This window comes from Nocardia sp. NPDC052254 (genome assembly GCF_040679495.1).
Lineage (GTDB): Bacteria > Actinomycetota > Actinomycetes > Mycobacteriales > Mycobacteriaceae > Nocardia.
In genome coordinates, this window is sequence record NZ_JBFAUW010000012.1 from 74,758 (window position 1) to 100,607 (window position 25,850).

Genomic DNA, 25,850 nt, shown 5'->3' on the forward strand with positions numbered 1-25,850 from the left:
TGCCCACCGGGGCCGTTCTGGCAGCAGCAGGTGCCGATCGTGTCGCCGGGCGACCCCGCGGTGGCGCGCACCGTGTTCTGCGGCACATGCCCGCGAGGATGTCCGAGGTGAGCCGGGGTTCGCTCCGATGCGTCACGGATCTGCTGGTGTCGAATTGGCTAGGTGTCGGTGGCGGTCGCTAATCTCTCTGGAGTGACTTCGGGTGGTGGCGGTTCGTTACGAGCATGGCAGCGCAGGGCACTCACCAGATATCTGACGACCAAACCGCGCGACTTCCTCGCCGTGGCTACGCCGGGTGCCGGTAAGACGACCTTCGCGCTGCGGTTGGCGACCGAGTTGCTGACCGACCGCACGGTCGATCAGATCACGGTGGTGGCTCCGACCGAGCACCTCAAACATCAGTGGTCGTCCGCCGCGGCGCGCATCGGTATCGCCCTGGATTCCAACTTCTCCAACAGCACCGGCGGCACCTCGGGTGATTACCACGGTGTCGTGGTCACCTACGCGCAGGTGGCCTCGCATCCGTTCAAACACCGAGTGCGGACCGAGAATCGCCGCACCCTCGTGATCCTCGACGAGATCCACCACGCCGGTGACGCCAAGAGCTGGGGTGAGGCCACCGCGGACGCATTCGGAGACGCCACCCGGCGGCTCGCACTCACCGGCACACCCTTCCGCAGCGACGATTCGCAGATTCCGTTCGTCAATTACGAACCCGACGAATCGGGTTTCCCGCGATCGAGCGCCGACTACACCTACGGCTATTCCGAGGCTCTCGCCGACGGCGTCGTGCGCCCCGTGGTGTTCCTCGCGTATTCCGGTGAGGCACAGTGGCGCGACAGCGCCGGCGAGGAGTACACCGCGCGGCTGGGCGAACCGCTGAGTGCCGAGCAGACCGCCCGAGCCTGGCGTACCGCGCTGGACCCCGCCGGGGACTGGATGTCGAAGGTGCTCTCCGCCGCCGACACCCGGCTGCGGCAGTTGCGCGCCACCGGCATGCCCGATGCCGGTGGTCTGGTGATCGCGACCGATCAGGACAAAGCTCGCGACTACGCCGAACTGCTGGAACACATCTCGGGCAGCAAGCCCGCCGTGGTGCTGTCCGACGACCCCAGCTCGTCGAACCGGATCGGTGAGTTCAGCAACAGCACCGATCCGTGGATGGTGGCCGTGCGCATGGTGTCCGAGGGAGTCGATGTCCCACGGCTGGCCGTCGGTGTGTACGCCACCAGCGCCTCCACACCGCTGTACTTCGCCCAGGCCATCGGGCGGTTCGTGCGAGCTCGGCGCACCGGCGAGACCGCGAGCGTCTTCCTGCCCTCGGTGCCGGTGCTGCTCGATCTGGCCGCACAGCTCGAGGTGCAGCGCGATCACGTCATCGGCAAACCGCATCGGGAGAAGAACGCACTCGACGACGAACTGCTGATCGACGCGAACAAGCAGAAGGACGAGCCGGGCGAGGAGGAACGCGCGTTCGTCGCGCTGGCCGCCGATGCCGAACTGGATCAGGTGATCTACGACGGTGATTCGTTCGGCACCGCCACCTTCGCCGGCAGCGATGAGGAAGCCGACTACCTCGGCATCCCCGGTCTGCTCGACGCCGATCAGATGCGGGCGCTGCTGCGGGACCGGCAGACTCGCCAGATCCGCGAGCGCAGCGCCGCCGCGACCGTCACCGAGGCGCCCGGGGCCGGGCCGTCCGCGGCGGCGGCCGCCGAACGGGTCGCGACCGCCGACCGGCTGGGTGAGCTCCGGCGCGAACTCAACTCGCTGGTCGCGATGCACCATCACCGCACCGGGAAACCGCACGGGGTCATCCACGGGGAATTGCGCCGCGAGTGCGGGGGACCGCCGACCGCCCTGGCCACCGCCGATCAGCTGTCGCAGCGCATCTCGGCCCTGCGCCGGATGTGACGACGGGCCACGCCGCGGCGCACCGGGGTCAGCGGTGCGCGCCGGCGGACTCCGGCCACGCGCGTAGTGCGCGGTCGATGGTCGCGCCGAGGCGCTGGGCTTCGACGCCGTCGCCGGCCTGCACCGACAGGCCGAAGAGCACCGTGGTGTAGAAGTCGGCCAGGCCGTCGGTGTCGGTGCCGGCCGCCAGGTCGCCCTCGTCGATGCCGCGTTCGAGCCGTCGCCGGATCGCCGTGACGGTGTGCCGGCGGCGCTCGGCCAGGAAGTCGCGTACGGCGCCGTTGCGGAGTCCGGCGGTGTTGCCCGCGACGACCACCAGGCAGCCGCGCGGGGTCGCGGGATCGCAGTAGGCCGCGGCGTTGTCGCGCAACATCGCCTCGATCGCGGCGTGTGCGGTCGGCGCGGTCGCGAGGGCACGGTCGGTGTAACCACCCTCGGTGCGGCCGTAGAGTTCCACCGCCTCGCGAAACAGCTGTTCCTTACAGCCGAACGCGGCGTACAGGCTGGGGGAGTTGATACCCATCGCGGTGGTCAGATCGTTCATCGCCGCGCCCTCGTAGCCGCGTTCCCAGAACACCTCCATGGCGCGTCGCAGCGCGATGTCGCGATCGAACCCGCGTGGTCGTCCGCGTTCGGCCATCCGAATCCTCTTTCTGTGTCGATCGCTGAATATATCTCTTGACGGCCGGTCGCCCGCCTGCTTGGCTATTTCTGTATTGATCAACACAGAAATAGGAGCGCGTATGAGCGACTTGACCGGCACCGTGGCCCTCGTCACCGGTGGCAGCCGGGGGATCGGCGCGGCGACAGCACGGCGGCTGGCCACAGCGGGAGCCGATGTCGCGATCACCTACCGCAACGGTGCGCGGGCGGCCGAGGCCGTGGCCGCCGACATTCGCGACGCCGGTGGGCGCGCGCTCACGCTGGCCGCGGACAGTGCCGACGCCGAGCAGGTCGCCGACGCGGTGCACCGGGTGGTAGCGGAGCTGGGCCGGGTGGACATTCTGGTCAACAACGCGGGTATCTTCCCGGCGAAACCGTTCGAGGAGTTCTCCCTCGCCGAGATCGACCGTGCCCTGAACATCCACGCCCGTGCGGCTTTCGTCGCGGCGCAGGCCGCCGTGGCTCATATGGATCGCGGCGGTCGCATCATCAGCATCGGCTCGAACCTGTCCGAGCGTGCGCTGTTCGACGGGCTCACGCTGTACAACCTCAGCAAATCGGCGCTCAACGGATTCACCCGCGCGCTCGCACGGGAGCTGGGACCGCGCGGGATCACGGTCAATCTCGTGCAGCCGGGATCCACGGACACGGATATGAATCCCGCCGCGGCCGCCCACGCCGAACGGCAGATACGTGCCTCGGCGCTCGGGCATTTCGGTGTCGCCGACGATGTCGCCGGTCTGGTCGCCTTCCTGGCCGGTCCCGACGGCGCGCGCCTCACCGGTGCGACGCTGACGGTCGACGGCGGCACCAACGCCTGAGGTGGCGCCCTCGACTCGGCGGGTGCCGGTTCATGGCTCGGCCGGGCAGGCGAAGAACGATGCCGGATCGAGGGTGTCGATGAGAGTCCAGCGGGCGGGCGCGGCGCCATCGTGCTCCTCGCTCCGCCCGCCCGAACGACAACCCTGTAGATCCAATGTCAGCCAAGGGTTCTCATCCACCTGCCGGGCCAGCGCGTAGCAGGTGGCCAGTAGGTGCAGGCAGCGCGGCGTCCGGGCCGAACAGGAGCAATCCGAATCCGCCAGCCGGGGCCGGGGAAGCAGGCCGGCCGCCGACAGCTCCGCGTGCACACCGTCGGTGAGATCCACCGTGTGCGCCGGAATCCGCTCTGCGATTGCGCGCACCTGTGTCGATGGCAGGGCCGCGATCTCGAGGTGGGTGACCGAGGCCTGACCGCCCCGGTGGATGCGCGCGCACACCGAGGTGCCCTCGATCTCGAGTTGCACCCCGTCGTTGCGGGCGATACTGCGGGCGCGGGGCAGCAGTGGTTCCGGCCGGGACGCGCTGAGCGGCTCGGCCAGCCGTACCCAGCCCATTCCCCAGGGCGTATAGCCGAATTCGTTGTCGGGCATATCAGTTACCTCGCTTCCGGCGCAGAACCGCGAGCAGATCGTCGTCGTCGAGGCGGGCCAGCCTGGCCACCGCCGACCGGCCGTCTCCGGCGCCGAGGCCGGCCAGTGCGGATTTGCGATCGTGCATGCCGGCGATATGTTCCTCGACGGTGGTGGCGCTGGTCAGCGTGGTGATCGTGACCGGGCGGGTCTGGCCGATGCGATGGGCGCGGTCGGACGCCTGGGCCTCCACCGCCGGATTCCACCAGCGGTCGAAATGCACCACGTCGGCGGCCCGGGTCAGGGTGAGGCCGGTTCCGGCGGCACGCAGGCTCAGAATGAGGATCGGCGGACCCTGCGGTTCCTGGAAGCCGGTGACGATCGTGGCCCGCTCGGCCTGCGAGAGCCCGCCGTGGAACACCGGCGCCGTCACCGCGAACGCCTCGGCACAGTGCCGCGCCAGCAGCTCGGCGGTGGCCCGGTACTGCGTGAACACCAGTGTCGGGCAGTCCAGTTCGAGATTGTTGACGAGAATATCGGAGCAGACGTCGAACTTGCCGCTGCGGCCGGGGAGTTCGCCGACATCACCGGAGATCAGCCCCGGATGGTTGCAGACCTGTTTGAGCGCGGTGAGCGCGGCCAGCACCCGGGCGTTGCGCTCGGCGCCGACTCCGAATCCGTCGGCCTCGGCGCGGTCGAGTAGTTCGTCGTAGAGCCGCTGCTGCTCACCGGTCAGATCGCAGACCAGATCGGTGTGGATCTTCGGTGGCAGGGGAGCGGCGACCTGAAGTTTGCGGCGCCCCAGCAGAATCGGCTCGATGGTGTCGTGCAATCGCCGCACGGCGGTCGTGGAGCCCTCCTCGATCGGGCGGACGAATCGGCGCCGGAACCGCGCCTTGTGGGTGAAGGCCGCGGGCGTGACCAGATTGAGCAGCGCCCACAGCTCGTCGAGATGGTTCTCCACCGGTGTGCCCGTGAGGGCCACCCGCGCCCGGGCGGTCACCGCCCGCGCGGCACGTGACACCTGGGTGCGTGGATTCTTGAGCACCTGCGCCTCGTCGAAAACCACCGTCGCCCAGTCCGCCCCGGACAGGGCCGGTCCGTGCCCCCGCAGCGTCGGGTATCCGGTGACCAGCACGGTGCCCGGCGCGGGATCGTCGAATGCGCCGCCGCGCCAGGCGATCGCCCGCAGTCCCGGTGCGAACCGGGTGATCTCGTTCACCCAGTTGCCCACCAGTGAGGTCGGGCAGACCACCAGCTGCGGACCGGATTCGGCGCGGCCGATCAGGAAGCCGATGGCCTGCACGGTCTTTCCGAGCCCCATCTCGTCGGCGAGGATCGCGCCGCCGTACTCGGCGGTGGCCTGGTGCAACCAGGAGATACCCCGAGCCTGATAGGGCCGCAACGTCGCCCGCAACGGCTCGCGCAGTTCTCGTGTGACGCGTTCGGTATCGCGATACGCGCGGACGGCACGATCGGCGGACACGATCGCGGTGGCGGTGGCATCGGCCACCGCGTGTGCGGCGGGCGGCAGCACCTCCGGTCCGGCGTCCCCACGGGCCACGGTCTGCCAGGCCGGCACCGACGCACCCGCGTGCCGGCCGGAAATCTCGGCGATGCGTTCGACGTCGACGACCGCGCAGTCGACCTCGGTCACGGTGATCGCGGCGCCATCGGGTTCCGGTACGGCGAGCCGCACCCGGTCGTCCACGCCCTGTGCCGCCGGCCCGGGGGCTCGTCCGGTCCATGTCCACAGTGCGAAGGCGTGCCGATCGGGCAGGTAGGTGGCGTGTGTGGTGTGCAGAAGAACCCTCGCTTATCTACGTATAGCGTACGAAGTATTATAACCACGTACGATGTACTGAGATTCCCGAGGAGTGATGTGGCACAGAAATCGGCCGCCGACCGGGCGCGACAGGTGATCGCACTGCTGTGGCGCCGGGAACTTCCCGCCCGCCCGGTCCTGCGCGGCCCCAAGCAGACCGTCGCGGTCGACGAGGTGATCCGGACCGCGGTGGGCATCGCCGACCGGGACGGGTACGGCGCGGTGTCGATCCGCGCGGTGGCCGCCGCGATGGGGCTGAAACCGATGAGCCTTTACACCTACGTGCCGGACAAGCAGGCGCTGATCATCGCGATGGTCGACCTGGTGTGCGACGACGACGCGCCGATCGACTCCGCGGCGCCCCTGCGGGACCGGCTGGCCCGCATCGCCCGCACCGTCCGCACGGAGGTGCTCGCCCATCCGTGGTTGCTGGAGGTGCCGCCCTGGCGTCTGGATCTGGGGCCGGGCCGTCTGCGCCGATACGAACGGCAGCTGGCGGCACTGGTGGACGAGGGTCTGCCGGATGTCGTGATGGATCGCGTCATCGCCGTGCTGTCGGACTTCGCGACCGGCAATGCCCGTACCGCGGTCGCGGCGCGGCGCCGGGACGGGCAGATGAGCGATGCGCAGTGGTGGGAGGTCTACGGGCCCGCGCTCGCCGAGGCCATGTCGGGCCGGGACTTTCCGCTGTCGCAGCGAGTGGGTACCGCGGTGGGGGAGCTCTACCAGGCGCCGGGTGATCCGGACGGCGCGTTCGAGTACGGGTTGTCGCGCCTGATCGATGGATTGGTCGAAGGCTGGGCCGGTGGTCCGGCTTCCGGCGTCGGACAGCAGAACGGGCAGCCCCCGGAGGGGCCGCCCGTTGGTCGATAAGGGGACGTGAGGAGCCGTGGAATTACAGCGCCGGTGCGGACTCGGTGTCTATGACGGCCTCGAGTTCGCGCAAGCGCTCCATGTGCTCGTTCGCGTGGTGCTGGCAGAAGAGCAACTCGCCACCAGCGGGAAGTGTCGCGCGTACGCGCGCCGCCGCCCCGCAACGGTCGCAACGATCGACCGCGGTCAGTGGGGTGCTTGTCAGTGTTCCTGGCATGACTCCTCCGTCCTGGCTCCCGGCGCAGAAAGCCGTTCGCCTGGTGTGGGGCCCACGGTCCCTTCCGCGGGCTCGCTACCGCTACTTCCCAGCAGGGGTTGGTAACTACTTTGTCAGACGTTCGGGACGGGGGCTTTGTTCCCGAAGATGTTCGTATGTGTTTTCCCTAACATGACCAGGTATTTCGCTGCTGGCGAACAGCATGGCCACGCTTGGGAACCTCGGTGCGCCACCTGCGGTTGAACAAATCGGGAACAGGCCTATCCAGTTGTCTGCCCGCAGATTACCCGCGGTATACGACAATCAACCGTCGGTTTCGTCCGATCCGATGGGCGTGGCGCGGGATCTGGGTATGGTGCTGCCGTGACTGCCGACGATCGCGCCGCGCCCGCCGCCGAACCCGATAAGAGCAACGGCCGCAGGCTCGTTCACCTCTGTACGAGTCCGGAGTGGGAGCAGGCGCGCCGAGTCGGCGAACGCGTCGCGCCGTCGTTGGAATCGGAGGGATTCATTCATCTGTCGGCGCCGCATCAGGTGCATCTGCCGGCGAACCGGCTGTTCGCGGGCCGTACCGACCTGGTGTTGCTCTGGCTCGACGTGGCGCGCCTGCAGGCGCCGCTGCGCTGGGAGGCGGGGGTGGCGACCGACCCGGGGTCGATGCGCTTTCCGCATCTGTACGGGCCGCTCCCGGTCGCGGCCGTGGTGGGTACCAGTTACTATGCACCTGATGAAAAAGGGACATTTCCGGCGCTCACCGCAGATCCGGAGCAGTGGCCGGCCGCTCGAAGTGCTTGATTTAGGCTGGATTTCGTGAACGTCGATGTAACACAGCTGCCGGGTATTGGCGTGCGCAAGGATTTCCAGGCGCGCTCGGGTCGCCGGATCGGGGTCGTCACCCACCGTGACGGCGGTATCGATCTGATCGTCTCCAAACGCGACGATCCCGACGATTGCGCCGCCCAGATACCGCTCACCGTGGACGAGGCCGCGGTGCTGGCGAATCTGCTGGGTGTGCCACAGCTGGTGGAGAAGCTCAAAGAGGACCATCGCGATCTGCCGGGCATCACGACCCGGCAGCTGCCGATCGGCGAGGACTCGCCGTACTCCGGGCGGCCGCTCGGTGAGACCCGGCTGCGCACCCGAACCAAGGCGTCGATCGTCGCGGTGATGCGAGCAGGGCAGATCTACCCGTCGCCGGGCCCCGACTTCGTCCTCGTGTCCTCGGACCTGCTGGTCGTGGTCGGTACGCCACATGGTCTCGACGAGGCCCTAGAGATCCTGACCGGCGGGTGAGCCGGTGGAGTCGACCGCACTAGCCCTGTTCGAGCTCGGAGCGGTCCTGTTCGCCCTAGGAGTCCTGGGGCGCGTAGCAGGGCGTTTCGGTATGTCCCCGATTCCGCTCTATCTGTTGGGTGGTCTGGCCTTCGGCGACGGTGGTGTGATCACCGTCCGCGCCGCCGCCGACTTCGGTCACCTCGCCGGTGAGATCGGCGTCGTGCTGCTGTTGTTGCTGCTGGGCCTGGAATACACCGCACCGGAACTGGTTTCCGGGATGCGCAAATCCTGGTCCGCGGGCCTGCTCGACATCCTTCTCAACGCCACACCCGGTGCCGCGGTGGCACTGATCCTCGGGTGGGGGCCGACCGGTGCCATCACACTGGCCGGTGTCACCTACATCTCCTCGTCCGGTATCGCGGCGAAGGTGCTCAACGATCTGGGGCGCCTCGGTAACCGTGAGACGCCGGTGATCCTGTCGGTCCTCGTGTTCGAGGATCTGGCGATGGCGGTGTACCTGCCGATTCTCACCACCATCCTCGCCGGTGTCGGCTGGATGGCGGGGCTGCGCTCGCTGGCGCTGGCGATGTTGGTGATCACCGTCGTGCTGGTCATCGCGCTGCGCTACGGCCGCTACGTCTCCGCGATCGTGGACAGCAAGGACCGCGAGGTGTTCCTGCTGCAGCTCCTGGGCGCCGCGCTGCTGGTCGCCGGAATCGCCTCGGGGCTCAACGTTTCCGCGGCCGTGGGTGCTTTCCTGCTGGGTATCGCGATATCGGGTTCGACCGCGCAGAGCGCCGCGAAACTACTCGAACCGTTGCGGGATCTGTTCGCGGCCATCTTCTTCGTCGCCTTCGGCCTCAACACCGATCCGTCGAAGATTCCGGCCGTACTCGGCTGGGCCGTTCTGCTCGCGATCGTCACCACGCTGACCAAGATCGCCACCGGCTGGTTCGCCGCCAAGCGCCAGGGCATCGGCCGTCTCGGGCGTGCGCGAACCGGTGCGACCCTGGTGGCGCGCGGTGAGTTCTCGATCGTCATTGCGGGACTGGCGGTTTCGGTGGGCGCGGTCGAGCCCAAGCTCGCCGCGCTGGCGTCGGCGTACGTCTTGCTGATGGCGATTCTCGGACCGGTCGCGGCCAGGGTGGTCGAGCCGGTGGTGCAGTCAGTGCAGCGTCGGCTCGCTCCGGCCGCCGGCTGAGCGTTCCGGGGGATCCTCGTCCGCGAACACCGGTGGGGCCGTGGTGGGCACCTCCCGCCGCGGCGGGACCGCGGTGGTCTCGTCCGCCCGCTGATCTCGTGCCCGTTCGAGCCGGCGCGACAGGGCCACCGCGACCGCCCCCACGGCGAAGCCGAGCAGCAGCGCCGTCAGGTGGCCGTAATCGGTGAAGGTGCGGCCGTGCCAGGCGGCGAAACCGAACCATCCCAGCAGTACCGCCGCCCACAGCGCGCGCTGGGTGCCGCGCAGGTGGTAGGCCAGTGCCGCGAGCACGGCAGTCGATCCGTAGGACGATCCCACGTCGGAGGCGACCACGATGTGCAGCGGGATCAAGTGGTGGTGCACCGCGAACGCGATGCCGGTGACCACGATCATCGAGGCGCCGACATGCCCGCAGACGAAGACCATGATCCAGCGCAGGGTGCCCAGCCAGCGTTCCGCGAAGGCCATCACGGTTAGGAATCCGATGATGATCACCCACGGAAAGCCGCCGTCGGTCCAGAACGCCGAGGCGACCAGTACCTGCACGGGTTCGCGACGCATATTGTGCAGATTCGTCGACGCCGACAGGATCAGGCGATGGCCGGCGACATCGCTGACGCCGCGCAGCGTCCACCAGGTGACGAACAGCGTGAACGCATAGGCGCAGGACGCGGGAGCACCTCCCAGATGGTCGTGCACCGCTCGACCGGCACGGTAGATCCGGTCCGGTCCGTGCCACCAGTCCAGCACGGACCGCCGGCCGGTGCCGATGTCGATCGTCCGGGTCCAGGGAGATCGGTAGTGATTCAACGCGGAGGACGCCACGTAGCCCAGTGTCGCCCGCCCGGCGCCGGTGCGCTCGCCGACCCGCGTAACCCGATGCCGATGGCCGGTCGGCGGCGGCGTGCGAACCGCGTGGCGGCTAGCGGCGGTGCTGACCGGTGTCGTCGATGTGCCGGTACGTGCCGGTCACGTATCGATCGGTCTCGTCCGTATCGACGGACGTGCTGCGGCTGGGCCAGTATCGGCTCGCGTGCTGGCCGCGGATACGGGACAGATCGGGCTCGTGGATATCGGTGATGCCGACCTGCAGGAACAACAGCAGCGTCACCATGCTCACGCCGATGATCAAGGGAGTCAGCAGTTGCCCCGCCTGCGCACCCGACGGTGTGCCCATGTGATCGCTCATGTGGGCCTGCATCGCGTACATCCCGGTGTAGTGCATCCCGCACACCGCGACACCCATGATCATGGCCGAGGCGATCGTGGCCGGTACGCCCTGCACGTGCAGGGCGAACCACAGGGCCGCGGTCGCGGCCACCACGGCGATCACGATCGACACCAGCACCAGCCACGGGTCGTACCGCATCGCGACATCGGTCTTCATCGCGTACATGCCGGCGTAGTGCATGGCCGCCACACCGATTCCGGTCACCGCACCGCCGGTGAGCAGTGCGCTGGTTCCGCGCCGCAGCACCAGCGACAGGCCGATCCACACCACTACGATGGCGATCGCGACACTGATCAGAGTGATCGGGATGTTGTATCGGATGGTCGCACCGTGCACCGAGAAGCCCAGCATGGCGATGAAATGCATGACCCAGACACCGGTGCCGCCCAGTGCCACCGCCGCCGTGACGGTCCATCCGCGATGGCCGGGGTTGGATCGTGCGCGGACCATACAGCGCAGCGCGAGCAACGATCCGATGACGGACATGACGTAGGCCAGTCCGGGTGTCAACCACCCGTAGGTGAACTGGTCGATCTCGAGCATGCGGACTCCTTGCCGAAACACATGGCCGCCGGTGCCACGCCGGTGACGGCGCCGACATTAGCCGCATACTCGCAGGTAGTAAATTTCCCGAAAGGATTTCATTCAAATTAGCTGGGGTTTGCTGGACTCGAGGTCCTGGTAGCACGCCCAGCCGGGGCGGAATGGCTCAATTGGGCCACGGCGCCCGCCGCGGCAACCTCACAGCAGCGGCGGTGGCCGCAGATCCAATCGCCGCATCACCCGGTCGACCAGATCCGGTGGCATCTCGGGTTCGCGGCGGGCCGCCAGCGCCTCGCCGCGGCCGGCTTCGAGCACATCATTGCTTATCGTGCGCAGTTTGCCCGTCAATCGCATCGCGTTCTCGACCGCCTTGCCGGCGTCGGCGGACTCCGCGGCCTCCGGATCGGCGCGCACCAATCGCCGCTCGACGGTATCGCGCAGGCGCTGATACACCTCGTCCGGCAGATCCTCGTTGTCGGCGATCTCCTCGAGCCGCGCCAGCTCGGCACGCAGAATGCGTGTCCACAAACGCTTTTCGAGCGCCCGCTCGTGTTCGGTGTCGGCCTGCACACCGGTCCAGCGCACCACCAGCGGCAGGGTGGGGCCCTGCAGCAGCAGCGTGAACAGCACCACCACGAACGAGATGAACAGGACCTCGGTCCGGCCCGGAAAATCGGCTCCCGCGTCCGTGGTCAGCGGTACGGCCAATGCCAGCGCCACGGTCACCACCCCGCGCATTCCCGCCCACCAGGTCACGATCGTCTCGCGCCAGGTGTACGGCTCGTCGACCCGTTTCCGGCGCCACCAGCTGTGGAACACCCGGGTGACGGTCAGCAGCCACAGCAGCCGCAGCGCGACCACCACCCCGACGACCGCCGCGGCCCCGCCCAGCAACCGCGGCCAATTCGGTCCGGTCGTGGCCAGGACCGTACTGAGTTCCAGCCCGACCAGCCCGAAAGCGAAGCCGGTCACCAGCATGTCGATCACATCCCAGAAGGAATCGCCGACGAGCCGGTAGCCGACATCGCTGAAATCTGTTGCGGCGTCGGTGAGATACAGCGCGCACACCAGGACGGCGAGTACCGCGGAACCATGTGCGGCCTCGGCGAGATGGTAGGCCGCGAACGGCAGCAGCAGCCCGAGCGCGACCTGCCAGGGCGCCTCGGTCAACCAGCGCATCATCGCGCTGCCGGCCCAGCCGAGTGCCAGTCCGATCGCCACCGCCACCACCGCGGACACCACGAATTCCAGCGCGGTCCGCCAGGTCGAGAAATGTCCGGTCACCACCGCCATCACCGCGACGTCGTAGATCACCACCGCGGTCACATCGTTGAACAGTCCCTCGCCTTCGAGCACCGCCACCAGACGTCGCGGCAGACCCAGGCGATCTGCCATCGCGCTGACCGCCACCGGGTCCGGTGGGGCGACCACCGCGCCCAGCACGAAGGCGGCGCCCAGCGGAAGCGCCGGGTACCAGATGTGGAAGACCGCGGCCACGGCCACGACAGTGGCGATCACGAGGCCCACGGCGCGCAGCAGGATCGCGCCGGAGTTGGAGGCGAACTGCTGCCAGGAGGTGCGGCGGGCGGCGGCATACAGCAGCGGAGGCAGGACCAGCGGCAGGATCAGCTCCGGCTCGAGGTCGACATTGGGCACGAACGGCAGCACGGCCATGATCAACCCGAAAACGGTCATCAACACCGCGGGCGCCAGACCGATCCGCCGGCCGAGCGGTTGCGCCACGATCGTCGCGAACGCCAGCACGAAAACCAACACCAACTGATCCACGACAGCCAAGCCTATGGGGCGAGCGGGACGATCGCGTGGACGAAACGACGATGCCGCCGAGGTCCAACCTCGGCGGCATCGTCGATCATGCTGATCAGTCCAGGTAGTCGCGCAGTACCTGCGACCGGCTGGGGTGGCGCAGCTTACTCATCGTCTTCGACTCGATCTGGCGGATGCGCTCACGGGTGACCCCGTAAACCTGGCCGATCTCGTCGAGGGTGCGCGGCTGGCCGTCGGTGAGGCCGAAGCGCAGCCGGACCACGCCCGCCTCGCGCTCGGACAACGTCTCGAGTACCGACTGCAGTTGATCCTGCAGCAGCGTGAAGCTCACCGCGTCGACCGCGACGACCGCCTCGGAATCCTCGATGAAGTCACCGAGCTGGGAATCGCCCTCGTCACCGATGGTCTGATCCAGCGAGATGGGCTCGCGAGCGTACTGCTGGATCTCGAGGACCTTCTCCGGGGTGATGTCCATTTCCTTGGCGAGTTCCTCGGGCGTGGGCTCACGGCCCAGGTCCTGCAGCAGCTCGCGCTGGATACGGCCCAGCTTGTTGATGACCTCGACCATGTGCACCGGAATACGGATGGTGCGGGCCTGATCGGCCATCGCGCGGGTGATGGCCTGCCGGATCCACCAGGTGGCGTACGTGGAGAACTTGTAGCCCTTGGTGTAGTCGAACTTCTCCACCGCGCGGATCAGGCCGAGGTTGCCTTCCTGGATCAGATCCAGGAACGCCATACCGCGACCGGTGTAGCGCTTGGCGAGCGAGACGACCAGACGGAGGTTGGCCTCCAGCAGATGATTCTTGGCCCGGTTGCCGTCGCGCATGATCCACTGCAGATCGCGGCGGGTGGCCACGGGCAGCTTCTCACCCTTGTCGGCGAATTCGCGCAGCTTCTCGGTGGAGTAGAGACCGGCCTCGATCCGCTTGGCGAGCTCGACCTCCTCCTCCGCGTTGAGCAGTGCGACCTTGCCGATCTGCTTGAGGTAGGCGCGCACCGAATCCGCGGATGCGGTGAGCTCGGCGTCCTTGCGGGCCTGCCGCAGCGCCTCGGACTCCTCCTCGTCCCAGACGAAGTCGCCCGAGGCCTTGTCCTTCTCGGTCGGCTCGTCGGCCTCGGCTTCCGCCTCTTCCTCGGATTCCTCGGCCTCGTCGACCAGTTCCTCGCCGTCTTCGCTCAGATCGTCCTCGGAGACCTCCAGGTCACCGAGATCGTCGAGCTCGATCGACTCGTCTTCGATCTGTTCGGCGTTCTCGTCGGTGCCGCCGGCCTTCTTCGGGCCGGCCTTCTTGGCGGGTGCCTTCTTCGCAGCCTTGGCGCCCGCCTTCTTGGCAGGTGCCTTCTTGGCGACGGCCTTCTTGGCCGGTGCCTTCTTCGCGGCAGCCTTGCGGACCGGCCGTGCTGCGATGCCTTCTGCGGAGTCGGCGGCGTCGGCCGATTCGGCGGTCTGTCGGGTATTCGTGGCTACCACGTACGCCCTTTCGTGACGGTCTCGTGCGGCGTCACGCCAGAGTTAAACTTCCGGCGGAGCGGTTCTGTCGGGGTTAATCCCGGCTCGCGGGCCGGGCTCGTTTTCCGGCTCACCGCCGGTCTCGTTCCATTGTAACTATCCGTGACGAGTGCTCACGGCGCGATCCCGCTATCGACGGCCATTGCGGCTCCGACGATGCCCGCGGTATTGCGCAGTTTGGCGGCCACCACCGGAGTCCGATTGGCCAGCAACGGAATCCAATGTTCGGCATCCCGGCTGATCCCGCCGCCCGCGACGAAGACCGTCGGCCAGAACAAATTCTCCAGGGTGACCAGCACCTTGGACACCTCACCGGCCCACTCTTTGTACGACAGATTCTTTCGTTCCTTCACCGACGAGGCGGCCCGGTGCTCGGCCTCCTTGCCATGGATCTCGAGGTGGCCGAGTTCGGTGTTGGGAACCAACACGCCGTGATGCAGCAGCGCCGAGCCGATCCCCGTGCCGAAGGTCAGCAACATCACCAGACCATCGATACTGCGGGCCGCGCCGTAGCGGTCCTCGGCGAGTCCCGCCGCATCGGCGTCGTTGACGACCGCGACCTGACGGCCGCCCAGCGCCAGCGAGAACAGCTGATTCGCGTCGGTGTCGATCCAGCTCTTGTCGATGTTGGCGGCGGTGCGGGCGATGCCGTTGACCACCACACTGGGCAGGGTGAGTCCCACCGGGCCGTCCCAGTCGGCCTGGGTGACGAGTCTGGCGACCGTTTCGGCGATGGCGTTCGGAGTGGCCGGGTGCGGCGTGGAGATCTTGATCCGCTCGTGGGCGAGTTCACCGGTGGCGAGATCGACCACCGCGCCCTTCACCCCGCTTCCACCGATATCGATTCCGAATGCTTGCCCCCGAGCGGACATCGCGAACTCCCTTGTTCCCTGTTGTCTAGGCCGATGACGGTGCCAGCGGCAGGTTACACCGGGTGAGCTGCCCGCGGCCGCGACGGCGCGGATGCGAGTTCCACCGGATCTGTGGTCGGATGGATACCGTGCCCGAGACGAATTCTCCCGCCCACATCACCGGCCCGAATGTCGAAGATCCTGCGGACATCGCCGAATTGCGCCGTGTGGCAGTGTATCTGGCCGAAACCGCCGCTGCGCACGTACGCCGTCGCCGCCCCGAGGTCTTCGGTCCCGGTCGTACCGGCGACGATTCCGTGCGGACGAAGTCCACGCCCACCGATCCGGTGACCGTGGTGGACACCGAAACCGAACAGCTGATCCGGTCGCTGCTGGCCGAGGTCCGGCCCGGCGAGTCGGTACTCGGCGAGGAGGGCGGCGGCAGCCTGGGGGCCGCCGCAGACATCGTGTGGGTGGTCGACCCCATCGACGGCACGGTCAACTTCGTCTACGGCATCCCGGCCTACTCGGTGTCGGTGGCCGCCGTGCGTGCCGGCCGCTCCCTCGCCGGTGCCGTCGTCGATGTGGCGAACACCGCCACCTACAGCGCCGGGCTCGGGGCCGGCGCCACCCGCACCGACGCGGCCGGGACGTCGATCCGGTTGCGCTGCAACGACATCGACTCCACACAACTGGCGCTGGTGGCCACCGGATTCGGTTACGGCGCGGCGCGGCGCGAGCGGCAGGGCGAACTGGTCGCGCGGCTGCTGCCGCGGGTCCGCGACATCCGCCGTATCGGATCCGCGGCGCTGGATCTGTGCATGGTGGCGGCGGGCAGCGTGGATGCCCACTACGAGCACGGGCTCAATCCGTGGGACTGGGCCGCGGGTGCGCTGGTCGCGGCCGAGGCGGGAGCGGTGCTGCGGCTACCCGCCGCCGATTCCACCGGAGCGGACGGCGAGCTGACCGTCGCCGCCGCGCCCGGGATCGCGGCGGAACTGATCGGCCTGTTCGACGGGCTCGGCGTCAGCGCGCCCATTCCGCAGGCCTGAGCGCACCGGGACCGCCTCGGCGCGGTCCCGGTGGCCTTCCCCTAGCAGCGAGCCGTGCGCGCGGCCTGCAACAGCGCGGAATCCACATCCGGGCTGCCGGGGGCCGGGTTCTTGAGCGCGTGCAGCACTTCCTCGGCGTCGGTGCTGGGCTGCAAATCGTTGCCGAACAGCGACCCCAGGGCCAGATCGACGGTGTCGTCGGTGCGCTGATCCTCGATGAGTTCGGCGCATGGGGCCACCAGCTGAACGGCCGCCGCGGCCGGGCGGCCGCTCACGCCGTAGCGGATCTGGCCGGTGCATTCGAGATCACCGCTGACGTAGACGGGGTCGTTGCCGAAGACCGGTGCCGGCGGGCTGGCGAAGCCGTAATCCCCGAGTTTCGAGGCGATGTGCTCGGCCAGACCGCGCTGACCCGACGCGTTGAGCACGCGCACCTTCGACTGCGCCAGCGGCGCGGGCTCCACATCGTGCAGCCGCGACGGCGAGACCACCTGACCCAGCGCCGCCGGCTGCTGTGCGTTGGGATCCGTGGCGGGGGCGGGCGCCTTACAGGCCATCGCCGCATGCGTGGTATCCGCGGTGGTCATCGCCTTGATCCACACAATTGCGCAGATGAGGGCGAGAACCGCGATGAGCGCGACCCACGGCTGGTAGCGGCGACGCAGATACGGGCGGCCCTTTTTGTCGACCGTGCGACCTTCGGTGATCAGTGAAACCACACGCACACCTTACGAGTTGGCGACCGGCTCTCGTGCACGCGGACACATCCGCGCGCCGATGCGGACGCGATGGGGGAGTTGGGAATCGGGCCGGACACCACCCCCGATATCGAGACGGTAACGATCCCTGCCGGGAATCGGATCGCGGTCCGATCACGGGCCGGGGAATCGTAGAACACGGACCGACGGCATATCGCCACAACGCCACCGTCGCAATGACGATTACCCCTCGGTTTCGACTCGCTCGGGTTTTGATTGCGACTTTTGCCCCGACGTCCGCTATTGTCTGGCGGCCCGACACGAATCGGAAGATGGGAATCAGGGCAGCGATTTCGGGAACAACCAGGGCTTCTCCTGCGTTGTCCGAGCGCGATCCGGTATGGATCTCCGGTGATCCGGCCGGTCGGTGAGCGGTGCACACGTGACGTGCACCACGGCGGGGCGGCATTTGCCGAGGCCGATTCCGAAAGGAAGCGGCAGCGGCGGGGCCGGTCCGGGATATACGGAGTAAGGACGAGGGGAAGACGACATGGCAACCGACTATGACGCACCTAGGCGCAGTGAATCCGACGAGGTGTCGGAGGACTCGCTCGAGGAGCTGAAGGCTCGTCGCAACGAGGCCGCGTCCGCCGTCGTGGATATCGACGAATCCGATACCGCGGAGTCGTTCGAGCTTCCCGGCGCGGATCTGTCCGAGGAGGTGCTCTCGGTCCGGGTGATCCCCAAACAGGCCGACGAGTTCACCTGCTCGAGCTGCTTCCTGGTTCACCACCGCAGCAGACTCGCCAGCGAAGCCGGTGGGCAGATGATCTGCATGGATTGCGCGGCCTGATCGGACCGCGTGCCGAGAATTCAGTAACCGAGTAAACGAACAGCCCGGCAGGTATCGTCAGCCCGCGCTCGGCACGCCGAGCGCGGCCAGTACCTTGTCGGGCTTGCGCGTGCTCACCAGCCAGTACGGAGCTGGGTCGTCCGGATCGTCGAGGACGAGCAGGAGCATGGGCCCGATCCACGGCCGATGCTGAACGAATGCGGCGGGGTCCAGCTGACGGCCCAGTGCCGCACTCTTGGCGCTGTACGGAACCGCAACCGCCCGGGATACATACGTTACCGGCAGATGCGCCCGGTCCGCGCGTAATTCGAGGATGCCGTCGGCATCCGGTGCCACCTCGACCCGGTGGCGACTCACCCACAGCAGTGCCCACACGGGGACCGGGAACAGCAGCACATAGGGCAGCCAGGCCCGGATCCCCGGGGCGCCCATGTGGATCTCCGCCGCCAGCAGACCGGTGATCGCGAGGGCGATCGGCCACCACCACAGTGGCACCCACAGCCGCTCGGAATGGACCGCGGCGGCGGAAGTGGATTGCGCGGGCGTGGCGGACTCGCGCGGGGGGACTGCGTGGGACTGGTCGGACACCACATCAGACTAGGTCAGGCCGACATATTCACTCTCGGCGGGAGCCGATCGGGCATACCGATGACCGGTGTGTGCCATCCGTGCCGCGTCGAGGTCCGAGACCGGTGGTCGGACGCGTAGGCTCGCTGGACGTGACCGGAATTGCACCCATACCCCTGCTGCGGCTCGATCCCGGCGTCCCGGTGCCCACACGTGCGCACCCGGGCGATGCCGGAGTGGATTTGTGCACCACCGAGGACGTCATCCTGGACCCGGGCGAGCGGGTGCTCGTCGGCACCGGGATCGCCGTCGCACTGCCGGTGGGAACCGTCGGCCTCGTGCACCCGCGATCGGGCCTGGCGGCCAAGACCGGTCTGTCGATCGTCAACACTCCCGGCACCATCGACGCCGGATATCGCGGCGAGATCAAAGTCTGCCTGATCAACCACGACCCGCGTACCCCGATCCAGCTGCGCCGCGGTGATCGGATCGCGCAGCTGGTCGTGCAGCGGGTCGAACTGGTGGACTTCATAGAGGTCGATCAGCTCGACGACACCGCGCGCGGCACAGGTGGTCACGGGTCCAGTGGTGGACACGAGAGCCTGTCGGGGCAGACCGGTGCGGGCCGCGCCGGAGGGAAGGCATGAACATGTTCGGCGAGGGGGATCACCGATCCGATCGGGATTCCGAGCGCGACGACCACGGCCGCGGTGACACCGGTTTCGGCGAGGCCGGGTACCGCGACGAGCGGTACCACGCCGAGGGCGGCTACGCCCGGACCGGTACCCACCGTGCGCCCGAGCCCGGTGACGACGGGGGCGCCTTCGGTGAGTTCGCCCACCCACCCGGCCGTGCCGACAGCCGGTATCCGTCCGGAGAGCTCGAGGCGTACGAGGACCGGTACCCGACCGGTCGGCACGGCCGGGTGGAACCGCCGTATCCGGCGCCGCGTGGACGGCTCCCCGAAACGGGTGCCCAGCCGCGAGTTCCGGGACGACCGGGTGGACCGGTACGCGGTGATCTCCCGGGTGGCCCGCCGCGGCGGGCGCCCGGTGGGCCGCGCCCGGTCCCACTTCCTCCAGGCGACAACGACGACACCGGGCCCATTCCCCGAATTCCGGCGGGTCCGCCCCCCGGCCGGCCCGCACCGGGTGGAACCGGCGCGCTGCCCCGAGTCCCCGCGGGCCCCGGGCCGGTGGGCACGGGCCCGACGCTGCGTCCTCCGCCCGGTCCGGGGACCGGCGGCGTGCCGCGGATTCCTCCCGGCCCGGGACCGGCCGGCCCGCCGACCGGATCGGTGCCGCGCCTTCCCGGTGGCCCTGGCCTGGCACAGCGTCCTGGACCGGGTGGAACCGGCGCGCTGCCTCGGACGCCCGGTGGTCCCGGTCGCCCGAATCCGGCGGGACCGCGCCCCGCACCGCCGATGCCGCCGCGCCGGGTGCCGGGTGGGCCTGTGCCGGGGGGACCTGTGCCGGGTGGGCCCGTGCCCGCCGGCCTTGTGCCCGGAGGTCCGGTGATCGGACAGCATCCGGTGGCCCCCGCTCATCGGCCGCCGCCTGGCGAACCCGGTCGTGGTCGCCCTCGGCCCGCCGATCCGTTCCCGACCGGCCGCCATCATCAGGTGGGCGCCGGGGCGAGTCCGGTGGATCCGTTCACGGGTCCGGGGCACGAGGCCCCGGTGCGTCGCGACGGCGTGCCCCGCAATGCTCCCGCGCCGCGCCGTGACGAGCGCCCGTTCGAGGGGTACGTCCGTGGTGGGGGGTACCCGGTCGAGACCGCAGGAGGCGAACCCGGTCCCGCCTCGGGTGGTTTCGCGGTTGCCGACGATCATCCGGAGACCGGTGGCGCGCACAGTCGTGACATCTACGAACCACCTCGGGCCTACCGTGACGACCGCACCGGGACACCCGATTACCCGGCGAGTGCCGCCTATGCCGGTGAGGTCCGTCCCGAGGGCTACGCCGAACCCGATGCGCAGTTCGCCGGCGCGGGTGAGGCATACGGGGCCGATGATTACGACGCCGAGGACTACGAGTACGAAGCCGACGAGTATGCGGCCGACGAGTACGAGGCCGACGGCTATGTCGACGAGTACGACGCCGACGAGTACGAGGAATCCGACGATTACGAGGACATCGAGGCCGACGACGAGGCGTCCGAACCCCGTACGGGCCCGTTCGACTACGAGGAGGTCGCGGAGATCCTCGACGAGGTCTCCGAACAACGCCTGGACCTCGGCTCGATCCTCCTGCCGGTTCCCGATGGTGGCCAGCTGCAGGTGGAGATGACGCCGGACGGCACCCCGCAGGCGGTTCATCTGGCAACCCCGCACGGCCGGCTCACGGTCGCGGCATACGCGGCGCCGAAATCGCCCGGCCAGTGGCGGACGGTCGCCACCGATCTGGCCGAATCGTTGCGCGGCGACGGCGCGCAGGTGTCGGTTCAGACCGGTCCGTGGGGACGCGAGCTGCACGCCGTCACCGATGGCGCCGATCTGCGTTTCATCGGTATCGACGGGTACCGCTGGATGGTGCGCCTCGTCGCGGCCGGCCCGTCCGGTGCCGCCGACGACGGCACCCCGCTGGTCGACGCGGCCCGCCGGCTCCTCGCCGATACCGTGGTCCGGCGTGGTGAAGAGCCGATGCCGGTCCGTGAACCGCTGCCGGTGGTGCTCCCACAGCAGCTCGCCGATCAGCTCATCGCCGCGCATCAGCAGCAGGTCGACGCACAGGAACAGGCGGTCGCGGCTCAGGCCGCCGCTGCCGAGGCCGCGGCGACCGGTACCTTCCCGGCCGTCACGACCGAACAGCAGGGCCCACGGCGCAGCACCGAGGGCTCGGCCATGCAACAGCTGGGCCGCAACTGATCGCACCGGGCGTTCGGCGGATGGCCGAGCGCCCGGTCGTTCATCACCGTGGTGCGGCGGCGGTCGCCGGTTCGTCGAGGCCCCGGGCGCCGAGAACGCCCGGATCGGCGCCGAGTTCGGCGAGCGTGATGCGATGCAGGCGCGCGTGCGGAAGCAGGGCATACCACCGCTCGGCCACCGAAATCGGATGTACCGGGTCGTCGACGGCGGCCACGATCGTGGTCGGAACACACAGAGCGGTGAGAAGTGCCGGCTCCGGCCAGGCGTAGGCGGCGGCCTCCTCCAGAGCGGCGGGCAGCTCCGGCCAATGTGTGCGCCAGGACTGGGTCAGGGCCTGTGCCAGCCACGGGGGGCTGCCCGCCCGCATGCGGTCGATCACCGGCTCGAGGCCGTCGGCACGCAGCTGTGCCGCGGTCGTCGCCGCGCTCAGTGCCGCGGGACAGCCGGTCGTATCGGCGCCGGTCCACGCGGGCAGCGCGGCGAGCACCCCGGCGGCCGCCTCCGGCCGCGCGGCGGCCCACTCGATCGCGATGGCCGCACCGAGGGAGATACCCACCGCGAGGACCGGCCCGCGTTCGGCCGCCGCATCGAGCGCGGCCCGGCAGCTCGCCACCACCGCCAGCGGATCGGGTTCGACGGCGATGAACGGCAGATCTCTTGCGGCACAGGCGGGTTCGAACGCACGCCGGGCGAAGTCGGCATCGGATCCGGTACCCGGCAGGCCGACGACGACGGCCGGAGGGAGACCGCCGGAGCGGGCTGGCTGTGACACGGGCGGCAGCCTACGCGGCGGACGGAACGAGCCCGTTGCGGCCTCTGTTCGGACCGCTCGGAAAACGTGTTGTCGAACACGCGAATCGGAGGGTTCGGGACCGCTCGCGCGGGGAATCCGGCAAGCGGTGCGGTCGTAGCGCCGAGGGTGTGCCGGACTCCGCGTAGCGGGGTGATCGGGGTGCATCTACAGTGGCGTTGTACGGCCGACCAGCCGGTCGTGTGGGAAACCGACGACGTGTGACCCACGCCGTCTGTAGTGCAGGAAGTGTTGCGAGATGCCTTTCACAGGCGGTAACAAGACGGGATCCGGTGCCGTGGGCAAGATGGGCCCCGACAGTGGATATTTCCGGCGTCTGGGGCGTCGGCTGACGGCCGATCTCGATGTGCTCGATGCGGAGGAGCTGGCCGAGACCTCGGAAGCGTCAGGGGCGTGCAGGGCGGCCGAGTGCCGACGTGGTGAAGAGGTCACCATGCTGGGTCGGTTGCGCAGTGTGGAGGCCTGTCCGAAATCGGCCAGCGCCACCGTGGAGGCCGAATTCTTCGACGGTACCGACGCGGTGACACTGCTGTGGATCGGCCGCCGTCGCATTCCGGGTATCGAGCCGGGACGACGTATCCTGGTTCGTGGCCGCATCGGTGATCGCGATGGTGCCAAGGTGATGTACAACCCCTACTACGAACTCCGCGAGAATTCCTGACGTATGCCGATACCCCACAACGACGAGGGCGCCGACCCGGCCGCCGCGGCCGGACTTCGGATGCCCCCGGGTGGTGGGCGCCACCGTCTTCGCGAGTCCGCGGAGCATGACGCGCGTGATACGGAAGCCGAGCGGGAGCCCGCCGATTCCGATCCCGACGATTACCCCGACGAAGTGCGCGAGGGCGAGATCCAGCAGACGCTGCTGGAGCAGCTCGGCGGGATCAGCGGCCTGGTCTATTCGACCCTGCCGGTGGTGGTGTTCGTCCCGGCCAACACCCTGTGGGGTCTGACCGTCGGCATCTGGACGGCGCTGGCCACCGCCGCGGGCATTCTGGTCTGGCGGCTCGCGCGCCACGCACCGATCCAGCCGGCGATCTCCGGCTTCATCGGCGTCGCGGTCTGCGCTTTCATCGCGCATCGCACGGGCGCCGCGAAGGGCTATTTCCTGTTCGGCATCTGGGCGAGCCTGGCGTACGCGGGTGTGTTCCTGGTGTCGTTGCTGGTCCGCTGGCCACTGGCCGGCGTCATCTGGGGAGTGCTCAACGGGCACGGTCACGAGTGGCGCTCCGATCGCCGCGCGATGCGCCTCTACGATCTGGCCACCGTCGTGTGGGTGGTCGTCTTCGTCGCTCGCTATCTGGTGCAGAACCACTTCTACGACACCGATTCCACCGGCTGGCTCGCCGCCGCCCGGATCGGTATGGGCTGGCCGCTGACCGCGGTGGCGCTGCTGGTCACCGTGTGGGCGGTGCGCCGCGCCGGTCATATGCCGGCCTCGTCCACGGCCGACTGAACGGGCCCGCGTCCGGCCCCGGAATCGAGGAATACCTCGGTGGGGTGAGGTGAACCCACCCCTGGGGTGCCTATTGCGATGGCGGGATTTCGCGCACGATCGTTTGTATCAACAGCGATCGGCGAGAGGATCTCCCAGTGGTTACCGAGGACAGCACGGTGGCGACGAGCAGCCCGGCGAAGGGCGCGGGTATCCGCTCACCGAGATCGGCGCCCGCGGGATCCGACAGCCGCCGTGCCGCAGCCGAACTCGATCGGCTGATCGGCCCGGCCGCCGCCGGTGATCAGCGCGCCGTCACCGAGATCATCCGGATCGTGCATCCGCTGGTGCGCCGGTACTGCGCCGCGCGGGTGGGCACCGGCAATCCGAACATCACCGCCGACGACATCGCGCAGGAGATCTGCATCGCGACCGTCACGGCGATTCCGCGCTATCGCGATCAGGGCAAATCGTTCCTGGCCTTCGTCTACGGCATCTCGGCCAACAAGGTCGCCGACGCCTTCCGGCGCGCACAGCAGCATCCGTCGTATCCGGTCGCCGAATTCCCCGATGTCGCGTCGACCGCACCGGGACCGGAGGAAATGGCGCTGAATCTCGAACGCCGCCGGGCGACCCGCGAGCTGATGGAGATTCTGGCTCCCGCACACCGGGAGGTACTGGTGATGCGGATCGTGCTCGGCTGGACGGCGGCGCAGACCGCCGAGGCGATCGGTACCAGCCCCGGCGTCGTGCGGGTGATGCAGCACCGCGCACTGACCAAGCTGCGTGCCCGGCTCACCGCCTGAGCGGTCGCCGCATCGGGCCTAGGCCCCCGCGGCCTCGGCCGGTTCGCCGGTGAGGCTGCGGCGCAGTTCGTCCTCGGCCTCCACCGACGACACGAACAGCAGTTCGTCCTCACCCTCGAGCGGATCGTCGGGCTGCGGCACGATCACCCGGCCACCGCGCAGGATCGTCACCAGGGCGACATCGCGGGGCAGCGACAGGGTCCGCACCGCGCGCCCGGCCAGAGCCGTATCGGTGGGCAGCGTGATCTCCACCAGGTTGGCCTGGCCCTGGCGCAGTGTCATCAGCCGGACCAGATCGCCGACCGATACCGCTTCCTCGGCGAGCGAGGCCAGCAGTCGCGGCGTCGAGACCGCGACATCCACACCCCAGGACTCGTCGAAGAGCCACTCGTTGCGCGGATCGTTGACCCGGGCCACCACCCGCCGCATCCCGAATTCGGTCTTCGCCAGCAGGCTGAACACCAGGTTCGCCTTGTCGTCGCCGGTGGCCGCGATGACCACCTCGTAATCCTGCAGGCCCGCTTCCTCGAGCAGTTCGAGTTCGCAGGCATCGCCGTGGACCCAGTTGGCGCCGGGAGCCACGGCCGGGTCGATGTGATCGAGCCGGCGTTCGAGCAGTGTGACCCGGTGTCCGCCCCGCAGCAATTCCTGGGCAATGGAGCGGCCGACGGCACCGGCCCCCGCGATCGCTACTTTCACGACTGGTCCTCGCTCGAAGGTGCGGTGGCCGCGACGGCGACGACCTCGCCGACGCGTTCGGAGACGGCGGCGATGTAGACGGCGTCGTCGGCCTGGAGCACCGTCTTGCTGGTGGGCAGCAGCGCCTGTCCGAAGCGGATCAGGAAGGCCACTCGCACCGGGATCGCGTCCTCGAGGTCGCGAACGGTGCGGCCGTACCAGTCCTCGTGCAGGACGAGCTCGGTGACCGAGGCGGCACCGGTGGGATCTCGCCAGGTGGCGGTGGTTTCGTCGCCGGTGAGCGTGCGCAGGAACCGATCGGTGGTCCAGGGGACGGTCGCGATGGTCGGGATACCGAGCCGCTCGTAGACCGCCGCGCGTTTCGCGTCGTAGATCCGCGCGACGACTCGTTCCACACCGAAGGTCTCGCGGGCCACGCGGGCCGCGATGATATTCGAATTGTCCCCGTTGGACACCGCGGCGAACGCTCCCGCCCGCTCGATTCCCGCGCGGATCAACACGTCCCGGTCGAATCCGACACCGGTGACCCGCTCACCGGGAAAATCCTTGCCCAGCCGCAGGAATGCGCCCGGATCGCGGTCGATGACGGCTACCTCATGGCCGATCCGGATCAGGGCGCGAGCCAACGCGGAGCCGACCCGGCCGCACCCCATGATCACTACGTACACCGTGTCAACCCCAATTCCGCCGAAAACCGTGGTGTGCGGTCTGGTTCCCTCTCGGGGGAACCGTACCCGCTGACGATTCCCTGCAGCATTTTCCCCCATCCGCGGATACC

General features: G+C 68.8%; 26 protein-coding genes and 1 pseudogene. 13 read left to right on the plus strand and 14 right to left on the minus strand.

Going from position 1 to position 25,850, the window contains the following annotated elements; genetic code table 11:
• The first annotated feature begins 192 nt into the window (after positions 1 to 192).
• Complete coding sequence (locus AB0L57_RS25960) at positions 193 to 1,914, plus strand: DEAD/DEAH box helicase (protein ID WP_364967196.1); 1,722 nt, start codon at positions 193 to 195, stop codon at positions 1,912 to 1,914.
• Positions 1,915 to 1,942: 28 nt separating this feature from the next.
• On the opposite strand, the gene AB0L57_RS25965 is transcribed toward AB0L57_RS25960, so the two are convergent.
• Positions 1,943 to 2,554: a TetR/AcrR family transcriptional regulator gene (locus AB0L57_RS25965; protein WP_364967199.1), complete on the minus strand. Its 612-nt coding sequence runs from the start codon at positions 2,552 to 2,554 to the stop codon at positions 1,943 to 1,945.
• Between the two features lie 103 nt (positions 2,555 to 2,657).
• Between AB0L57_RS25965 and AB0L57_RS25970 the strand changes: the two genes are divergently transcribed.
• Complete coding sequence (locus AB0L57_RS25970; protein WP_364967201.1) at positions 2,658 to 3,398, plus strand: SDR family oxidoreductase; 741 nt, start codon at positions 2,658 to 2,660, stop codon at positions 3,396 to 3,398.
• A gap of 30 nt (positions 3,399 to 3,428) precedes the next feature.
• Here the strand turns inward: AB0L57_RS25970 and AB0L57_RS25975 are convergent, their stop codons facing one another.
• Both AB0L57_RS25975 and AB0L57_RS25980 read right to left on the minus strand, forming a co-directional pair.
• Positions 3,429 to 3,989, minus strand: coding sequence for a hypothetical protein (locus tag AB0L57_RS25975; protein WP_364967203.1), 561 nt, complete (start codon positions 3,987 to 3,989; stop codon positions 3,429 to 3,431).
• 1 nt (position 3,990) lies between these two features.
• Positions 3,991 to 5,679, minus strand: coding sequence for a DEAD/DEAH box helicase (locus AB0L57_RS25980; protein WP_364967206.1), 1,689 nt, complete (start codon positions 5,677 to 5,679; stop codon positions 3,991 to 3,993).
• Between the two features lie 171 nt (positions 5,680 to 5,850).
• Between AB0L57_RS25980 and AB0L57_RS25985 the strand changes: the two genes are divergently transcribed.
• Entirely contained in the window at positions 5,851 to 6,666 is an 816-nt protein-coding gene (locus AB0L57_RS25985; protein ID WP_364967209.1) for a TetR/AcrR family transcriptional regulator, read from the plus strand.
• 22 nt (positions 6,667 to 6,688) lie between these two features.
• Here AB0L57_RS25985 and AB0L57_RS25990 read toward each other — a convergent pair whose 3' ends face one another.
• Positions 6,689 to 6,883, minus strand: coding sequence for a hypothetical protein (locus tag AB0L57_RS25990; RefSeq protein WP_030517230.1), 195 nt, complete (start codon positions 6,881 to 6,883; stop codon positions 6,689 to 6,691).
• Between the two features lie 363 nt (positions 6,884 to 7,246).
• Between AB0L57_RS25990 and AB0L57_RS25995 the strand changes: the two genes are divergently transcribed.
• The 3 genes from AB0L57_RS25995 to AB0L57_RS26005 are packed head-to-tail and all read left to right on the plus strand — an operon-like array spanning position 7,247 to position 9,359.
• The gene (locus AB0L57_RS25995; RefSeq protein ID WP_364967213.1) at positions 7,247 to 7,678 is read left to right on the plus strand and encodes a DUF952 domain-containing protein; all 432 of its coding nucleotides are present in this window, start codon (positions 7,247 to 7,249) and stop codon (positions 7,676 to 7,678) included.
• A gap of 15 nt (positions 7,679 to 7,693) precedes the next feature.
• The gene (locus AB0L57_RS26000; protein WP_364967215.1) at positions 7,694 to 8,176 is read left to right on the plus strand and encodes a cation:proton antiporter regulatory subunit; all 483 of its coding nucleotides are present in this window, start codon (positions 7,694 to 7,696) and stop codon (positions 8,174 to 8,176) included.
• 4 nt (positions 8,177 to 8,180) lie between these two features.
• Positions 8,181 to 9,359: a cation:proton antiporter gene (locus tag AB0L57_RS26005; protein WP_364967216.1), complete on the plus strand. Its 1,179-nt coding sequence runs from the start codon at positions 8,181 to 8,183 to the stop codon at positions 9,357 to 9,359.
• Here AB0L57_RS26005 and AB0L57_RS26010 read toward each other — a convergent pair.
• The 5 genes from AB0L57_RS26010 to ppgK form a co-directional block, all read right to left on the minus strand.
• The gene (locus tag AB0L57_RS26010; RefSeq protein WP_364967219.1) at positions 9,324 to 10,184 is read right to left on the minus strand and encodes a rhomboid-like protein; all 861 of its coding nucleotides are present in this window, start codon (positions 10,182 to 10,184) and stop codon (positions 9,324 to 9,326) included. The two genes, AB0L57_RS26005 and AB0L57_RS26010, sit on opposite strands and share 36 nt — an antisense overlap.
• A 97-nt stretch (positions 10,185 to 10,281) precedes the next feature.
• The gene (locus tag AB0L57_RS26015; protein WP_364967222.1) at positions 10,282 to 11,133 is read right to left on the minus strand and encodes an MHYT domain-containing protein; all 852 of its coding nucleotides are present in this window, start codon (positions 11,131 to 11,133) and stop codon (positions 10,282 to 10,284) included.
• Positions 11,134 to 11,331: 198 nt separating this feature from the next.
• Complete coding sequence (locus AB0L57_RS26020) at positions 11,332 to 12,921, minus strand: Na+/H+ antiporter (protein WP_364967224.1); 1,590 nt, start codon at positions 12,919 to 12,921, stop codon at positions 11,332 to 11,334.
• A 94-nt stretch (positions 12,922 to 13,015) separates the two neighbouring features.
• Positions 13,016 to 14,395, minus strand: a complete 1,380-nt coding sequence (locus tag AB0L57_RS26025) for an RNA polymerase sigma factor (protein WP_364967226.1) — start codon at positions 14,393 to 14,395, stop codon at positions 13,016 to 13,018.
• Between the two features lie 152 nt (positions 14,396 to 14,547).
• Positions 14,548 to 15,306 (minus strand): polyphosphate--glucose phosphotransferase, encoded by a 759-nt coding sequence (gene ppgK, locus AB0L57_RS26030; RefSeq protein WP_364967229.1) that lies wholly within the window; start codon positions 15,304 to 15,306, stop codon positions 14,548 to 14,550.
• A gap of 119 nt (positions 15,307 to 15,425) precedes the next feature.
• On the opposite strand from ppgK, the gene AB0L57_RS26035 reads away from it, so the two are divergent.
• A complete protein-coding gene (locus AB0L57_RS26035) occupies positions 15,426 to 16,337 on the plus strand; it encodes an inositol monophosphatase family protein (RefSeq protein WP_364967231.1) in 912 nt (303 codons plus the stop codon).
• 41 nt (positions 16,338 to 16,378) lie between these two features.
• Here the strand turns inward: AB0L57_RS26035 and cei are convergent, their stop codons facing one another.
• Entirely contained in the window at positions 16,379 to 17,056 is a 678-nt protein-coding gene (gene cei / locus AB0L57_RS26040; RefSeq protein WP_364967234.1) for an envelope integrity protein Cei, read from the minus strand.
• 529 nt (positions 17,057 to 17,585) lie between these two features.
• Here cei and AB0L57_RS26045 point away from each other — a divergent pair.
• A complete protein-coding gene (locus tag AB0L57_RS26045) occupies positions 17,586 to 17,888 on the plus strand; it encodes a DUF4193 domain-containing protein (RefSeq protein ID WP_025351469.1) in 303 nt (100 codons plus the stop codon).
• 57 nt (positions 17,889 to 17,945) lie between these two features.
• On the opposite strand, the gene AB0L57_RS26050 is transcribed toward AB0L57_RS26045, so the two are convergent.
• A complete protein-coding gene (locus tag AB0L57_RS26050; protein WP_364967360.1) occupies positions 17,946 to 18,389 on the minus strand; it encodes a DUF3093 domain-containing protein in 444 nt (147 codons plus the stop codon).
• Positions 18,390 to 18,607: 218 nt separating this feature from the next.
• On the opposite strand from AB0L57_RS26050, the gene dut reads away from it, so the two are divergent.
• Positions 18,608 to 19,102: a dUTP diphosphatase gene (gene dut / locus AB0L57_RS26055; RefSeq protein WP_364967237.1), complete on the plus strand. Its 495-nt coding sequence runs from the start codon at positions 18,608 to 18,610 to the stop codon at positions 19,100 to 19,102.
• A 1,454-nt stretch (positions 19,103 to 20,556) separates the two neighbouring features.
• A pseudogene (locus AB0L57_RS26060) lies at positions 20,557 to 21,321 on the plus strand (DUF3710 domain-containing protein); the annotation flags it as partial.
• 43 nt (positions 21,322 to 21,364) lie between these two features.
• Here AB0L57_RS26060 and AB0L57_RS26065 read toward each other — a convergent pair.
• Positions 21,365 to 22,093 carry an alpha/beta hydrolase gene (locus AB0L57_RS26065; RefSeq protein ID WP_364967238.1) on the minus strand — a complete coding sequence of 243 codons (729 nt, stop codon included), beginning with the start codon at positions 22,091 to 22,093 and terminating at the stop codon, positions 21,365 to 21,367.
• Positions 22,094 to 22,370: 277 nt separating this feature from the next.
• Between AB0L57_RS26065 and AB0L57_RS26070 the strand changes: the two genes are divergently transcribed.
• From AB0L57_RS26070 to AB0L57_RS26080, 3 genes are all read left to right on the plus strand, one after another.
• Positions 22,371 to 22,793: an OB-fold nucleic acid binding domain-containing protein gene (locus AB0L57_RS26070; protein WP_364967241.1), complete on the plus strand. Its 423-nt coding sequence runs from the start codon at positions 22,371 to 22,373 to the stop codon at positions 22,791 to 22,793.
• A gap of 3 nt (positions 22,794 to 22,796) precedes the next feature.
• Complete coding sequence (locus tag AB0L57_RS26075; RefSeq protein ID WP_364967243.1) at positions 22,797 to 23,588, plus strand: DUF3159 domain-containing protein; 792 nt, start codon at positions 22,797 to 22,799, stop codon at positions 23,586 to 23,588.
• A 191-nt stretch (positions 23,589 to 23,779) separates the two neighbouring features.
• Positions 23,780 to 24,373 (plus strand): sigma-70 family RNA polymerase sigma factor, encoded by a 594-nt coding sequence (locus tag AB0L57_RS26080; protein WP_364967362.1) that lies wholly within the window; start codon positions 23,780 to 23,782, stop codon positions 24,371 to 24,373.
• Between the two features lie 18 nt (positions 24,374 to 24,391).
• On the opposite strand, the gene AB0L57_RS26085 is transcribed toward AB0L57_RS26080, so the two are convergent.
• Both AB0L57_RS26085 and AB0L57_RS26090 read right to left on the minus strand, forming a co-directional pair.
• The gene (locus AB0L57_RS26085; protein ID WP_364967245.1) at positions 24,392 to 25,072 is read right to left on the minus strand and encodes a TrkA family potassium uptake protein; all 681 of its coding nucleotides are present in this window, start codon (positions 25,070 to 25,072) and stop codon (positions 24,392 to 24,394) included.
• Entirely contained in the window at positions 25,069 to 25,740 is a 672-nt protein-coding gene (locus AB0L57_RS26090) for a TrkA family potassium uptake protein (RefSeq protein WP_364967248.1), read from the minus strand. Before AB0L57_RS26090 ends, AB0L57_RS26085 begins: the two co-directional genes overlap by 4 nt.
• Positions 25,741 to 25,850 lie beyond the last annotated feature (110 nt).